The sequence below is a fragment of the Amycolatopsis mediterranei genome, from assembly GCF_026017845.1.
Taxonomy (GTDB): Bacteria; Actinomycetota; Actinomycetes; order Mycobacteriales; family Pseudonocardiaceae; genus Amycolatopsis; species Amycolatopsis mediterranei.
The window spans coordinates 7,034,762-7,048,556 of record NZ_CP100416.1; the positions used below are offsets into that span (position 1 = coordinate 7,034,762).

Below are 13,795 nucleotides of genomic sequence, written 5' to 3' on the forward strand. Positions count from 1 at the left end.
GTCAGATGTCGGCTGTCACGGGTGTTGTGTGCCGTTTGGCTCAGAGTGGGCGAAGGCCCGCAGGACGCGGAGCTCGCGGATGAGGAACCGGCGGCGGCCGGTCTCGACGATGCCGCGCTCCCGCAGCACACGCAGCGCCCGCGCGACGGTACGCCGGGCCGCGCCGATCTGTGCGGCGATGTCCTCCTGCGACAGCGCGTCGACGACGACGCCCTCCGGCACGGTCTGCCCGCGTTCCTCGGCCAGCCGGACCAACACCCCCGCCACGCGCCGGCTGACGTCGAAGGCGGCCGAGTCGACCCGGGCGGATTCGGCGTTGCGGAGCCGGGCCGCGACCGTCTTGATGGTCGCGACGGCGATCGTGGGCCGGGCGTGCAGGACGTCGACGAAGTCGGGCCCGGTGAGCTGGAAGACGGTGCAGGGTTCGATCGCGCGCACCGACGCCGACCGCGGGCGCCCGGTGACCGCCGCGAGGTCGCCCAGCACCTCGCCGGGACCACGCAGCCCGAAGAGCACCTCGCGGCCGTCCTCGAGGATCGTCGAGACGCGCACCCAGCCGGACACCAGCACGTGGACGTGGTCGGACGGGTCGCCCTCCATGAGCACGACGGCGTTCGCGCGGAACCGGCGGCGGGTGCCCCGGGCGAGCAGGTATTCGCGATCGCCGTCGGCGAGGTGGGCCAGGAGTGCCCCGTCCGCCGTGTCGTCTTGCCCGCTCATGACTCCCCTCCGGATCCCCACCGTAACCCGGCGTGCCGCCGTTCGGCGAGCACCGCGGCCGGTAGGGTCGCCGCGTGGACGTGGAGATCTACACCGACGGAGCGTGCAGCGGGAACCCCGGACCGGGCGGCTGGGGCGCGGTGCTGCGCTACGGCAGGCACGAGCGCGAGCTGTACGGCGGCGAAGCCACGCCGACGACGAACAACCGCATGGAGCTGACGGCACCGATCCGCGCCCTGGAGAGCCTGACCCGGCCGTCCCAGGTGCGCGTGTACACGGACAGCACGTACGTGCGCAACGGCATCACGCAGTGGCTCCCCCGCTGGAAGAGCAACGGCTGGCAGACGACGGCGCGCGCCCCGGTGAAGAACGCGGACCTCTGGCAACGCCTCGACGCGGCGATCGGCGGCCACACGGTCGAGTGGCTCTGGGTCAAGGGCCACGCGGGACACCCGGAGAACGAGCGAGCGGACCGGCTTGCGGTGCGGGGTGTGCAGGAGGCACGGGAACGCGGAAAGCCGGTCAACGCGGATTAGTCCGGAGTGGACGGTCGTGGCAGAATTCCCCGATGCCTCCCGCTCCGTGCCCGTGCGGCCTCGCCGAGTCCTACGCCGACTGCTGCGGCCGGTTCCACGGCGGCAGCCTCACCGCTCCCACCGCCGAACTGCTGATGCGCTCGCGGTTCAGCGCCTTCGCCGTCGGCGACACCGCGTACCTGCTGCGCACCTGGCACCCGGACACGCGGCCGCGGCAGCTCCGGCTCGAGCCGGGCCAGGAGTGGACGCGGCTGGAGATCCTCGGCCGCAGCGGGGGCGGGCTGCTGCACGCCGAGGGCACCGTCGAGTTCCGGGCGCACTACCGCCACCGAGGCCGGGACGGCTTCCTCGAGGAGAACAGCCGCTTTCGCCGGAACGACGGCCACTGGGTCTACCTCGACGCGGAAGCCTGATGGGTACCGCGATCGTCGGCGTCGCGGGCACGCTGTTCGGCGTCCTCGCCGGCGGTTTCCTGCAGCTGCTGCAGGCGGCGCGCAACCACCGGTGGCAGCGGGAAGACGCGGCCGGCAAGCTGAAGCAGGCCGTCTACGCCGAGTACCTGCGCGCGATCAGCGCGAGCTACGGGCAGGCGATGGCCGGCGACCGGAGCCGGACCGAGGACGCGCGCCTGCACGCCGCCGCGCCCGAGATCGACGTCCTGGCCGGCCGGGAGGTGGCCGGGCCGGCGCGGGAGCTGGCGGCCGCCGTCATCGAGGTGCACACGAAGATCGCCGCGGCCGACGGGGTCGACCAGGCCGTCGTCGCCGCGGTCGACCGGCGGCGGCTCGCGGTGATCGAACTCTTCAAGGCGGACCTCGGGATCGAGAAGTAGGCTCCCGCACGCCCGCGCCGGTTCCTCCACACCGCGCCGCGCCGACCGGCGGTGTCCCGCTCAGCGAAGCACTCCCGCAACGGCTTTGGGAGGACGGTTCCCCGCCACTCCTGCTGGCCCCGGGCCGCCGCGGCGTGGCAGGCCGCCCGCGTCCGGCGAAACGCCCCTGTTCTCGGCGTGACCGGGCCGCTACCATCGTGCGCAATTGTTAGGAAAGTTCCCTAACGATGGTCCGCTGTCCCCCGCCGCCGTGGGTGCCTAGGAGGCGCGCTAGTGAGCTATCGGCACAGAAGAACTCGGACTCTCCTCGCGGCGGCGGTGCTGGCCGTCGCGGTGACCGGGGCGACCGTCCCGGCCGCGACCGGGCAGGAACCGGTGCGAGCGGTGGTCGCGGCCGCGGCTCCGGCAACCGCGGTCCCCGGCTTCCTGATCCAGACGTCGGCGCAGGTCAGCGACGACTCCGCGGTTTCCAAGCCCGGCTACAACACCTCCGGCTGGTACCCGGTCGGCCCGCGCTCGACCGTCTACGCCGGCCTGCTGGCCAACGGCAAGTACGCCGACCCGTTCTACTCGACCAACATGAAGAACGTGCCGACCGCGGACTTCCAGGTCCCGTGGTGGTACCGCACCGACCTGACGGTCACCGACACGACCCAGCGCACGTACCTCGACTTCAGCGGCGTGCTGTCGAAGGCCGACGTCTGGGTCAACGGGACGCGCGTCGCCGACAAGACGCAGGTCAACGGCGCCTACACCCGCCACGACCTCGACATCACCGCGCTGGTGAAGGCGGGCACGAACAGCGTCGCGTTCAAGGTCTACCCGAACGACCCGAACAAGGACCTCTCGATGGGCTGGATCGACTGGGCGCAGACCCCGCCGGACCGGAACATGGGCATCGTCCGGGACGTCCTCGTGCGCCGCAGCGGCCCGGTGGCGTTGCGCGGCGGCCACGTCGTCACGAAGCTGACCGGGCTGAGCCACGCCGACCTCACGGCGAAGGCCGACGTCCGCAACGACTCCGCGGCCGCCGTGTCCACGACCATCTCCGGCACGGTCGCCGGCAAGGCGATCAGCCAGACCGTCTCCCTGGCGGCCAAGGAGAAGAAGACCGTGACGTTCCCGGCGATCGGGATCGACAACCCGCAGGTCTGGTGGCCGGCCGGGATGGGCGGCCAGCCCCTCCACGACCTCGACCTGACCGCGAGCGTCGGCGGCACGGCGTCGGACTCCTCGCACTCGACCTTCGGCATCCGCCAGGTGACGGCGAACAAGAACTCGAGCGGCGGCCGGGCGTACACGATCAACGGGCGCCCGCTGCTGATCAAGGGCGGCGGCTATTCGCCGGACCTGTTCCTGCGCTGGAACGAGCAGTACGCGGCGGACAAGCTCGCCTACGTCAAGGACCTCGGGCTCAACACCGTGCGCCTGGAGGGCCACATCGAGCCGGACGAGTTCTTCGACCTCGCCGACCGGATGGGCGTGCTGACGCTGCCCGGCTGGGAGTGCTGCGACAAGTGGGAGGGCCAGGTCAACGGCAGCGAACCGGGTGACACGTGGACGTCCGCGGACTACCCGGTCGCGAAGGCGTCGATGACCGCGGAGGCCGAGCGCCTGCGCGACCACCCGAGCGTCATCTCCTTCCTGATCGGCAGCGACTTCGCTCCCGACGCGACGATCGAGAAGAACTACCTCGACGCGCTGAGCGCCGCGGACTGGGCCACGCCGGTGGTCCCGGCCGCGTCGGCGAAGTCGTCACCGCAGCTCGGGTCTTCGGGCATGAAGATGAACGGGCCGTACGACTACGTCCCACCGAACTACTGGTACGACAAGGCGCACAGCGACCTCGGCGGTGCGTGGGGCTTCAACTCCGAGACCAGTGCCGGGCCGGACATCCCGACCATGGACACGCTCAAGCGGATGATGTCGTCGAGCGAGCTCGACACGATGTGGAAGAGCCCGTCGACCGCGCAGTACCACCGGTCTTCGTCGTCGACGTTCGCCAACCTCAAACTGTTCGGCGACGCGCTGACCGGCCGCTACGGCAAGCCGGCGAGCCTCGACGACTTCGTGCGGAAGGCGCAGCTGGCGCAGTACGAGAACGTCCGCGCCGAGTTCGAGTCGCACTCGCGCAACTTCAGCGACAGCTCGAACCCGTCGACCGGGATCATCTACTGGATGCTCAACAGCGGCTGGACGTCGCTGCACTGGCAGCTGTTCGACACCTACCTCGACCAGAACGGCTCCTACTTCGGGGCCAAGAAGGCGAACGAGCCGCTGCACATCCAGTACTCGTACGACACCAAGTCGGTGGTGGTCGTCAACCACAACCACGACGCGGCGTCCGGCCTGACCGCCCGCGTGCAGTTGTTCAACCTGGACGGCACGTCGAAGTTCGACCAGACGAAGAGCGTTTCGGTCGGCGGTGACGGCGCCAAGACGACGGCGCTGACCATCGGTTCGGTGAGCGGGCTGTCGACGACGTACCTGGCGAAGCTGGTCCTGACCGACTCGTCGGGCAAGGAGGTCAGCCGGAACGTGTACTGGCTGTCCACCAAGGCCGACACCCTCGACTGGGGCAACAGCGACTGGTACTACACGCCGACGACGTCGTTCGCCGACCTTTCCGGGCTGACCGGCCTGGCGCAGGTCACCCTTGGGTCGACGGCCACCTCGACGGCCAACGCCGACGGCACCACGACGACCGAGGTGACGCTGAAGAACACCACGACCGGCAAGGTCCCGGCGTTCTTCGTCGACGCGCACGTGGTCGGCGCGGCGGGCGCACCGGTGCTACCGGTGCGCTGGAGCGACAACCAGGTCAGCCTCTGGCCCGGTGAGTCGACGACGCTGACGGCGACGTACCGGACCGCGGACCTCAAGGGCGCCAAGCCGTCCGTGCGGGTCGCGGGCTGGAACACCGGGACGAAGACGATCCCGGCGGACGGCACGGTCGACCCCGGGCCCGGTGACCCGGTGGACTACCAGGCCGAGGACGCGACGATCACCAGCGGTGTCGTGGAGTCGAACCACACCGGCTTCACGGGCACCGGGTTCGTCAACTACGACAACGCGGTCGGCAGTGCGGTGGAGTTCACCGTGCCGGCGGCCACGGCGGGCCCGGCGAACGTCGTGCTGCGGTTCGCCAACGGCACCACGACGAACCGCCCGATGGACATCACGGTCAACGGCACGAAGGTGGCGTCGGCCGTGGCGTTCGGCGGAACGGGAAACTGGGACACGTGGCAGACGGTCACGGTGCCCGTCACGCTGACCGCCGGAACGAACAAGATCAAGACGACCGCGACGACCGCCAACGGCGGCCCGAACGTCGACAAGATCACCGTCTAGGGTCCGAGCCGGGGCGGTTTCGCGCCGCCCCGGCTCAGTCCCAGAGCAGGCGCTGCTCGCGGTCCGGATCGGACACCGTCGTCGAGACGTCGTCGAAGAGGCGCGTGACGCGGTCCACCGTCGTGTAGCGCGGCCAGCCCGGATCGCCTTCCGAGATGAACCGGACCCAGGCCTCGAACATCTCCGTCGCCACCGCCTGCATCCGCTCCGCCGGGAACGTGCGGCCGGCGAAGAGGAACCGCCAGTTGCGGTTGCGGATGTCGTCGAACACCAGCGGCAGGTCGAGCCCGTGCACCGCACCCAGGCCGCGGCCGCGCGGGGCGATGCGCCAGTCCAGGCGGTACATCCACGCGTCCGGCTGCGCTTCGGCGAACCGGATCGCCGGGATCCACCAGTCCCCCGCCGTCAGCGCGCGGTTGCGGAGCTGGTCCTCGGGCCAGTCGAATAGGTCGTCATACGCCGCCACGGCCTTCTCGACCGCGGGCGCGTCCAGCATCGTCGAACCGACGCCCAGCAGCTTCGCGCCACCGGACTGCAGCCAGCTGAACAGGTCCTCCTCGTCGGCCGTCGTCCCGATCAGCAGCGGGACCTCGCGCACGCCTTCCCGCGGTGGGCGCGGGAGCAGCTCGTCACCGACGACCACGCGGTAGGTCACCTTCGTGCCCGACACCGCCGAAACCCGTTGCTGCGCCTCGAGAATCCGCGTCACCGGCAACGTCGCCAGGTCATCCGGCGAAGCGTCCAGCTCCGCGAGGACCGCGGAAGCGACCGCCGCGGCTTCGTCCGCGGTGTGCACGACCGAGCCGACGCCGGTGCCGCTCTGCACGATCGCCTGGTGGACGAGCCCGCGGGTGGCGGGCACGGCCAGCAGCGTCCCGACCGTGCGGCCGCCGTTGGACTGCCCGGCCAGCGTCACCCGGCCCGGGTCGCCCCCGAACGCGGCGATGTTGTCCCGTACCCATTCCAGCGCGGCGACCTGGTCGCGCAGGGACAGGTTCGAGTCGGCGACGCCGGGCAGGTGCAGCATCCCGAGCACGCCGAGCCGGTAGGCGACGGTCACCACGACGACACCTCGCCGCGCGTACGCGGACGCGTCGAACTGGTGCGGCGCGCCCATCACCCCGCCGCCGCCGTGGATCCACACCAGCACCGGGTACGAACCGGGCGAGGCGGGCGCGTAGACGTTCAGGTAGAGGCAGTCCTCGTCGCCGGTGAAGCCGCGCCCGGTCAGCGCCGGCTGCGGAGCGCGCGACGCCCACCGGGTGGCGTCCCGGACACCCGGCCACGGCGGCACCGGGCGCGGCGCGCGGAACCGCAGCGCCGCCACCGGCGGCTCGGCGTACGGCACGCCGAGGAACGTCCGCACTTCGTCCCGCCCGGACCCGCGCAGGGCGCCGGCCGCGATCTCCACCGTCGTCACGAACCCAGCCTAGGGACTTGCCCTGGAGCACGCTCCAGCGTGTTGACTGGGCCACACACACCGGGAGGGGAACCATGAGCGCGTCCGAAAACAAGCAGCTCCTGAAGACGGCGTTCGACGCCTGGGCGACGGGCGACATCCGGCCGCTCATCGCCGCGATGGCCGACGACGTCACCTGGACGGTCAGCGGGCACAACAGCTGGTCCGGCCGCTTCAGCGGCAAGGAGTCGGTCCGCCGCGACCTGCTCGGCCCGCTGGGCGCGCAGTTCGACGGCACCTACACCAGCACCGCGAGCCGGTTCGTCGCCGAAGACGACGTCGTCGTGGTCGAGACGCAGGGCAGCGTCGCGACCAAGTCCGGGGCGCGCTACGACAACAAGTACTGCTTCGTCTTCCGCGTCGAAGACGGCCGGATCCGCGAGATCACCGAGTACATGGACACCCAGCTGATCGCGGAGGTGCTCCCGGAGCTGGCCCGGTGACGCCCGGGACGGCGCCCGGGTGATGATTACCCCGTGCACATAGCGGCAGAGATAGTGGCGCTGGTCGTGACCGTCCTCGTCGTCAGCGCGGTGGCGCGGCGGCTGGACTGGTCCGCCCCGCTGTGCCTGATCGTCGTCGGCGTCGCCGGCTCGTACGTCCCCGGGGTGCCCGAGGTCCACCTCGACCCCGAGGTCGTGCTGCTCGGCCTGCTGCCCCCGCTGCTGTACTCGGCGGCCATCCAGACGTCCCTGGTCGACTTCCGGAAGAACCGCAGCGCGATCGGGCTGATGTCGGTCGGGCTCGTCGTGTTCACCGCGCTCGGCGTCGGCCTGGTCGCCTGGGCGGTGATCCCCGGGCTCCCGCTGGCCGGCGGCATCGCCCTCGGCGCGGTCGTGGCGCCGCCGGACGCGGTCGCCGCCAGCGTCGTCGCCCGCCGGGTCGGCATGCCCCGCAAGCTGATCCGGCTCCTGGAAGGCGAGAGCCTCTTCAACGACGCGGCCGCGCTGGTCGCCCTCCGCACGGCCATCGCCGCGCTGGCCGGCTCGGTCAGCCTCTGGCAGGTCGGCGCCGACTTCTTCCGCGCGGCCATCGGCGGGGCCGTGGTCGGCCTGGTCGTCGGCTTCGTCGCCGCGTTCATCCGCGCCCGGATGGACGAGCCGGTGCTCGACACCGCACTTTCGTTCGCCGTGCCGTTCATCGCCTACATCCCGGCCGAGGCGATCCACGGCTCCGGCGTGCTCGCGGTGGTGATCGCCGGGCTCATCCTCGGGCACAAGGCGCCGCAGATCCTGTCGGGTTCGACGCGGCTGGCGTCCCGGCTGAACTGGCAGACCATCCAGTTCCTCCTGGAGAACATGGTCTTCCTGCTGATCGGCCTGCAGCTGCGGCGGATCCTCGCCGAGGTCGGCGAGAGCGGGCTGTCGCTGCTCACGCTCACCTGGATCTGCGTCGCGGTGCTCGGCGCGACCATCCTCACCCGCGTGCTGTACCTGATCGGCATCGGCACGGTGAAACGTGTCAAACGGCGTTTCCTGCCGGGGAAGGTCAAGGCGAAGATCTGGCCGTGGCGCTATTCGGCCGTCATCGCGTGGGCGGGCATGCGCGGGGTGGTCACGCTCGCGGCCGCGTTCGTGCTGCCCGCGGACACCCCGCAGCGGGCCGTGCTGGTGCTCGCGGCGTTCGTCGTCGTGGCCGGCACGCTGGCCGTGCAGGGCATGACGCTGCCGCCGCTGATCCGGCGGCTGCGCCTGCCGCGGCCGGACCCCGCGGAGGACGCGCTGCAGGAGGCGGCCGTGCTGCACGACATGACCCGGGCGGCGCTGGCCAAGCTCGAGGAGATCCGGCAACCCGACGACCCGCCGGAGATCATTCAGCGGCTGCGCGACCGCCTGCAGCACCGCGCCGACTCGGCGTGGGAGCAGCTCGGCCGGCAGAGCGCGCTGGCCGAGACCCCGAGCGACGCCTACCGCCGCCTGCGGCTGGAGCTGCTCGAAGTCGAACGCAACCAGTTCCTCAAGGCCCGCGCCAGCGGCAGCGCCGACAACGACGTCCTGAGGAAGGTCCTGGAACGGCTCGACATCGAGGAGTCCATGCTCGACCGCGACGAGGCCGAGCCCGACGTGGAGGGCCGCGAACTGCGTACCCCGGCCGCGACGGCGGGGTCGTGCAAGCACCTGGCCCACGAGTGGGTCGACAAGGAGCCCAGCTCGGCCGACAGCTGCGCGGCCTGCCTCGCCGAGGGCACGACGTGGGTGCACCTGCGGATGTGCCTGAAGTGCGGCAACGTCGCCTGCTGCGACTCCTCGCCGCGCCGCCACGCGACCCGGCACTTCCACGAGAGCCGTCACCCGGTGATGCGCAGCTTCGAGCCGGGTGAGACGTGGCGGTGGTGTTTCGTGGACAAGCAACTCGGTTAAGGTCGGGGCCATGAGCACGCCCGAGCAGGAGATCGAATACCGCCAGCACCGCTTCAGCCCGCCCCCGGGCTCGACGGAGATCTTCCTGGTCCGGCACGGCGAATCCGCTCCGGCCCGCGGCGACGACCCGTTCGAGCTCGTCGACGGCCAGGCCGACCCGGACCTCGCCCCGGACGGCCGCGACCACGCCCAGCGCGTCGGCGTCCGGCTCGCCGGCGAGCGGATCGACGCGATCTACGTGACGACGCTGCGCCGCACGGTGCAGACCGCCGCGCCGCTGGCGGAAAAGCTGGGCCTGACCCCGGTCGTCGAACCGGACCTGCGCGAGATCCACCTTGGCGACTGGGAGAACGGCCTGTTCCGGAAGTACACCGCCGAAGGCCACCCGATCGTCGAGCGGCTGTGGACCGAGCAGCGCTGGGACGTGATCCCGGGCGCGGAGTCCGACGAGGCCTTCGGCGCCCGGCTGCGCGGAGCGCTCACCCGCATCGCGGCCGCGCACCCGGACCAGCGGGTCGCGGTGTTCACCCACGGCGGCGTGATCGGCGAGGTGTTCGCCCAGGCCGGCCGCTCGGTCGAGCGGTTCGCGTTCCTCGGCGCCGACAACGGGTCGATTTCGCACCTGGTGCTGCACGGCGACCGCTGGATCGTGCGGCGCTTCAACGACACCGCCCACCTGGCTACGCCCCTCGGCTGAGCTTCCCCGCCGCGACGAGCTGGACGGTCACCAGGATCGAGACGGCTTCCGCGGCCAGCAGCCCGATCAGCACGAGCACCTGCGTCATCCCCGCCTGGATCGGGCCCGCGCCGCCGAGCAGGACGCCGACGTAGGCGCCGGGCAGCGTCACCAGGCCGACCGTGCGGGTCTGGTCGAGCGCCGGGATGAGCGCGTGCCCGGCCGACGGGCGGCAGATCTCCAGCGCGGCCGGGCGCGGCAGGAACCCCAGCGCCAGCGCGGCTTCGTATTCGCCGTGCCGCGCCTCGAGCTCGTCGAGGGCGCGGCGGGCGGCCTGCGACGTCGCGGTCATGGCGCCACCGATCACGATGCCGGCGATCGGCACGACGGCGATCGGCTTCGGCGGGACCACTCCGGCGCCGAGGACCAGCGCGAGCACGGGCGCGACCCCGGCGGCGATGGCCAGCGCCGTCCACGGAAGGTTCTTCCGGGTGCCGACGCGGCGCGCCGACGTCACCGCGGCGATGGTGAACATCAGCAGCACGAAGAGGCCGGTGAGCGGCGCCGAGCGCAGGACGGCGGTGATCACGAACGACACCGCGGCGAGCTGGACGACCGCGCGGGCGGCGGCGATCAGCACCGCGCGCCCTTCGCCGAGGCCGCCGGCCCGGACGACGGCCGCACCGGCGACGGCGAGCAGGACGAGGACGGCCACCAGGGCGGGGCCGAAGGTGATCGCGGCGTTCACGCCGCCGATCCTGCCGCTCAGACGGCGCAGCTGAAGAGGCGGTCCGGCTCGGTCTCGGTTTTCTCGGCGACGACGACGCCGTCGACGACGATCCGGCACCGCAGCGCGCCGGGCCCGGGGTTGCGGGCGGCGATGCTGTAGAACTCGGTGCGCCCGGCGGGACCGACCCGGGTGAACTGCGTGGACCACGGCGTCGCGACCTCGGCGTGCTGGGTCAGCACCGAGCCCGCGGCGGCGTAGGTGACGTTGCGGGCGCCGTGCGCGCCGAGCAGTTCGTAGACGACGCTGTGGTTGACGGTGCGGACCGCGGCCGGGGCGACGGGCGCGGTGGCGGGCTCTTCGCTGCCGGGACCGCGCGCGGACCGGGGCACGACGTAGGCCGTCACCGCGAAGGCCGCGACGAGCACCCCGAGGACGACGACGAAGCTGCCGGCCGGCCGAGCCCGCCCGGCGCGGTCGCGCTCGGGCCGGGTCGCGGTGGGAACGCCCATGGAGAGGTCTTCTCTCGTCGCGCGCACTTCCGTCGAGTGCGTCGACCTATATCTCGCCGTGACCTAACGGGGTGTTAGCAGCTCTTCGCAGGAAGTTCGATGTTCACCCGGACGGGGGTCTCCCGGGGCACCGGATTTTGTCGGACCAGAGGGGATGATCGGGGTGTGTACGAAGAGGCGGCAGCACCACGGGCACTGCGGGACGTGGCTAAATGCGTGTGGCGATCGGCTTCGGAGGGCCCGAAGCGGATCGTCCCGGACGGCTGCGTGGACTTGGTCGTCGGCGATGGCGCGGCGTTCGTGGCCGGGCCGGACACGACGGCGTGGTCATCGGTGACGCAGCCGGACGCGGTGCTGAAAGGGGTCCGGTTCCGGCCGGGCCGCGCGGCGGCGGTGCTCGGCGTGGCGGCGGACGAGTTGCGTGACCGTCGGGTGCCGGTCGGCGAGTTGTGGGGGCGGTCGTGGGCGGAGCGGCTGGTGGAGGGGGAGGTGTCGCCGGTCGAGGCGGTGGCCGGGCGGCTCGGGGAGGTGCCGCCGGAGGATGCGGCGGTGGCGGAGCTGATCGCGCGGCTGGAGGCAGGAGTGGCCCGGGTCGGCGACGCGGCGGCGGGGTTGGTCGGGTCCCGCGAGGCGGGGAGGGCCGCACGAGCATCGCCGGGGCACAACTCGACCCAACGCCTGCCGGAGCCGGCCATGTCACCCCGCTCGCCGTCGCCCGCGGGGAAACATCACCGACCATCTTCGGCCACACCGAGTGTCGGAGCCGGCGTGGAGGTCGTCGCCCGGGTCGAAGATCCCGCCTTGTCCGGCGCGGTGAGTGCGCGGTGGCTGCGGCGGCGGTTCGTCCAAGCCGTCGGGTACGGGCCGGCCACCTACCTCCGGGTCAGCCGGTTCCAGCGGGCCGTCGCGCTGGCTCCGCACGTCTCGGGGCTGGCCGCGCTGGCGGCCGCCGCGGGGTATGCCGATCAAGCGCACCTCAGCCGGGACTGCCGGGCGCTGACCGGTCTCACGCCGCGCGCCTACTTCCGCGGACCCTCCATTGTGGACACCACCGCACGTGATCGACTCCGTTCGGCGTAACTCCCGCGGTCATCCGGAAGTGGCTGTTCCCCCAAAAAGGTAAGCGGACGGTAAACGACTACCACGAGCGCTATCCTCCCCCTCGACGAGTGATCAGGGAGGGCGTGTGGCCACCATCAGCGACGTCGCGGCGAGGGCCGGCGTCTCCACGGCGACCGTGTCGCGCGCGCTCAACGGAAAGTCCACTGTGGACCCCACCCTCGCCGCCCGGGTCCAGGAAGCGGCCGCCGAGCTCGGATATCACCCGAACGGGTTGGCCCGGAACCTCCGCCGCCAAGAGACCGCGGTGCTCGCGCTGATCATCTCCGACGTCGAGAACCCGTTCTTCACCGCCATCGCACGGGGCGTCGAGGACCTCGCGCAGCGGTCCGGGTATTCGGTGGTGCTGTGTAATTCGGATGAAAACGAGGACAAGGAGCGGCGCTACATCGAGGTCGCGCTGCAGGAGCGGGTCGCCGGCGTGGTGCTGTCGCCCACCGGCCGGTCGACGAACGTCGAGGGCCTCCGCCGCCAGGGCACGCCGCTGGTGGCGGTGGACCGGCCGTTGCAGGCCGCGGAGGGCGACCAAGTGCTGGTCGACACCCGCCACGCGGCCGCCGAAGCGACGCGCCACCTGCTCGCCGGCGGCTACCGGCGCGTCGGCTGCCTGACCGGCCCGCCGGGCGTCCGCACGGCCGAAGACCGCCTGGCGGGGTACGCCGATGTCGTGGGTGAGGAGAACGTCCTGTTCCGCCGGGGCGAATACCGCGCGGAGGGCGCCCGGCTGGCGACGCTGGACCTCCTCGACGAGCCATCGCCGCCGGACGCGCTGCTGGTCGCGAACAGCACGATGGCGATCGGAGTGCTGGAGGCCCTTTCGGCTCGCGGGCTGCGCCCGGGCAGCGACGTGGGCATCGTTTCGTTCGACGACGCACCGTGGACAACGCTGGTCGACCCACCCCTGACGGTGGTCGCCCAGCCGGCGTACGAAGTCGGCCGGGTGGCGGCGCAGCTCCTGCTGGCCCGCATCACCGACAGCACCCGCGACGCAACGACGACGACGCTCGAAGCTCGGTTGATCGTCCGGAAGAGCTCCCGCCGCTGACGCAGAGGGGCTCGGCCGCCGGGCCGGTTCGCGCCCCCGAAGGGGTCGGTCGGGCGTACCGAGAGGGTCGGCCCGCGCGCCCGGAGAGTCGGCCGGGGTGCCTGGAGAGTCGGCCCACGCGCCCAGGGAGTCGGCTGGCGCGCCGAGAAGGTCGGCTGGCGCGCCCAGAGGGTCGGCTAGCGCGCTTGGAGGGTCGGCCGGCGCACCCAGAGAGTCGGCCCGCGCCCAGAGAGTCGGCCCGCGTACCGAGAAGGTCGGCCGGCGCCTGGAGGGTCGGCCCGCGCACCCAGAGAGTCGGCTGGCGTGGCTGGAGGGTCGGGGCGAGCGACGTGGGGGGGGGGGCGGGCGGGGCGGGGCCCCCCCCCCCCCCCCCGGGCCCCCCGGGCCCCGGTCACCACGGCGGTCATGAGTTCGGCACGCCGACGGGCTCGACCTTCTCCGGGTCCGTCAGCCGCAGC

The 13,795-nt window shown here is 72.2% G+C and carries 13 protein-coding genes; 9 read left to right on the forward strand and 4 right to left on the reverse strand.

Going from position 1 to position 13,795, the window contains the following annotated elements; translation table 11 throughout:
* Positions 1-15: 15 nt before the first annotated feature.
* Complete coding sequence (locus ISP_RS31225) at positions 16-720, reverse strand: Crp/Fnr family transcriptional regulator (RefSeq protein WP_013227881.1); 705 nt, start codon at positions 718-720, stop codon at positions 16-18.
* A gap of 74 nt (positions 721-794) precedes the next feature.
* Here ISP_RS31225 and rnhA point away from each other — a divergent pair, with 74 nt between their 5' ends.
* The 4 genes from rnhA to ISP_RS31245 all read left to right on the forward strand — a co-directional run bounded on the left by rnhA (position 795) and on the right by ISP_RS31245 (position 5,439).
* The gene (rnhA, locus tag ISP_RS31230) at positions 795-1,256 is read left to right on the forward strand and encodes a ribonuclease HI (RefSeq protein ID WP_013227882.1); all 462 of its coding nucleotides are present in this window, start codon (positions 795-797) and stop codon (positions 1,254-1,256) included.
* A gap of 32 nt (positions 1,257-1,288) precedes the next feature.
* Positions 1,289-1,669, forward strand: a complete 381-nt coding sequence (locus ISP_RS31235; RefSeq protein ID WP_013227883.1) for a YchJ family protein — start codon at positions 1,289-1,291, stop codon at positions 1,667-1,669.
* Positions 1,669-2,088 carry a hypothetical protein gene (locus ISP_RS31240; protein ID WP_013227884.1) on the forward strand — a complete coding sequence of 140 codons (420 nt, stop codon included), beginning with the start codon at positions 1,669-1,671 and terminating at the stop codon, positions 2,086-2,088. The genes ISP_RS31235 and ISP_RS31240 overlap by 1 nt, the downstream gene beginning before the upstream one ends.
* A gap of 273 nt (positions 2,089-2,361) precedes the next feature.
* A complete protein-coding gene (locus tag ISP_RS31245) occupies positions 2,362-5,439 on the forward strand; it encodes a glycosyl hydrolase 2 galactose-binding domain-containing protein (protein ID WP_230468446.1) in 3,078 nt (1,025 codons plus the stop codon).
* A 34-nt stretch (positions 5,440-5,473) separates the two neighbouring features.
* Here ISP_RS31245 and ISP_RS31250 read toward each other — a convergent pair whose 3' ends face one another.
* Positions 5,474-6,859, reverse strand: a complete 1,386-nt coding sequence (locus tag ISP_RS31250; RefSeq protein ID WP_013227886.1) for a carboxylesterase/lipase family protein — start codon at positions 6,857-6,859, stop codon at positions 5,474-5,476.
* A gap of 74 nt (positions 6,860-6,933) precedes the next feature.
* Between ISP_RS31250 and ISP_RS31255 the strand changes: the two genes are divergently transcribed.
* From ISP_RS31255 to ISP_RS31265, 3 genes are read left to right on the forward strand one after another with little or no spacing between them, the layout of a single operon-like run.
* Positions 6,934-7,341 (forward strand): nuclear transport factor 2 family protein, encoded by a 408-nt coding sequence (locus ISP_RS31255; protein ID WP_013227887.1) that lies wholly within the window; start codon positions 6,934-6,936, stop codon positions 7,339-7,341.
* Between the two features lie 33 nt (positions 7,342-7,374).
* Positions 7,375-9,258: a Na+/H+ antiporter gene (locus tag ISP_RS31260; RefSeq protein WP_034286269.1), complete on the forward strand. Its 1,884-nt coding sequence runs from the start codon at positions 7,375-7,377 to the stop codon at positions 9,256-9,258.
* A 10-nt stretch (positions 9,259-9,268) separates the two neighbouring features.
* Complete coding sequence (locus tag ISP_RS31265; RefSeq protein WP_013227889.1) at positions 9,269-9,955, forward strand: histidine phosphatase family protein; 687 nt, start codon at positions 9,269-9,271, stop codon at positions 9,953-9,955.
* Here ISP_RS31265 and ISP_RS31270 read toward each other — a convergent pair.
* Positions 9,939-10,682 carry an ABC transporter permease gene (locus ISP_RS31270; RefSeq protein WP_013227890.1) on the reverse strand — a complete coding sequence of 248 codons (744 nt, stop codon included), beginning with the start codon at positions 10,680-10,682 and terminating at the stop codon, positions 9,939-9,941. The two genes, ISP_RS31265 and ISP_RS31270, sit on opposite strands and share 17 nt — an antisense overlap.
* Before the next feature lie 17 nt (positions 10,683-10,699).
* Positions 10,700-11,173: an MmpS family transport accessory protein gene (locus tag ISP_RS31275; RefSeq protein ID WP_013227891.1), complete on the reverse strand. Its 474-nt coding sequence runs from the start codon at positions 11,171-11,173 to the stop codon at positions 10,700-10,702.
* Between the two features lie 165 nt (positions 11,174-11,338).
* On the opposite strand from ISP_RS31275, the gene ISP_RS31280 reads away from it, so the two are divergent.
* Positions 11,339-12,253 carry a helix-turn-helix domain-containing protein gene (locus ISP_RS31280; protein ID WP_320109485.1) on the forward strand — a complete coding sequence of 305 codons (915 nt, stop codon included), beginning with the start codon at positions 11,339-11,341 and terminating at the stop codon, positions 12,251-12,253.
* 106 nt (positions 12,254-12,359) lie between these two features.
* The gene (locus ISP_RS31285; protein WP_013227893.1) at positions 12,360-13,337 is read left to right on the forward strand and encodes a LacI family DNA-binding transcriptional regulator; all 978 of its coding nucleotides are present in this window, start codon (positions 12,360-12,362) and stop codon (positions 13,335-13,337) included.
* The last annotated feature ends 458 nt before the right edge of the window (positions 13,338-13,795 follow it).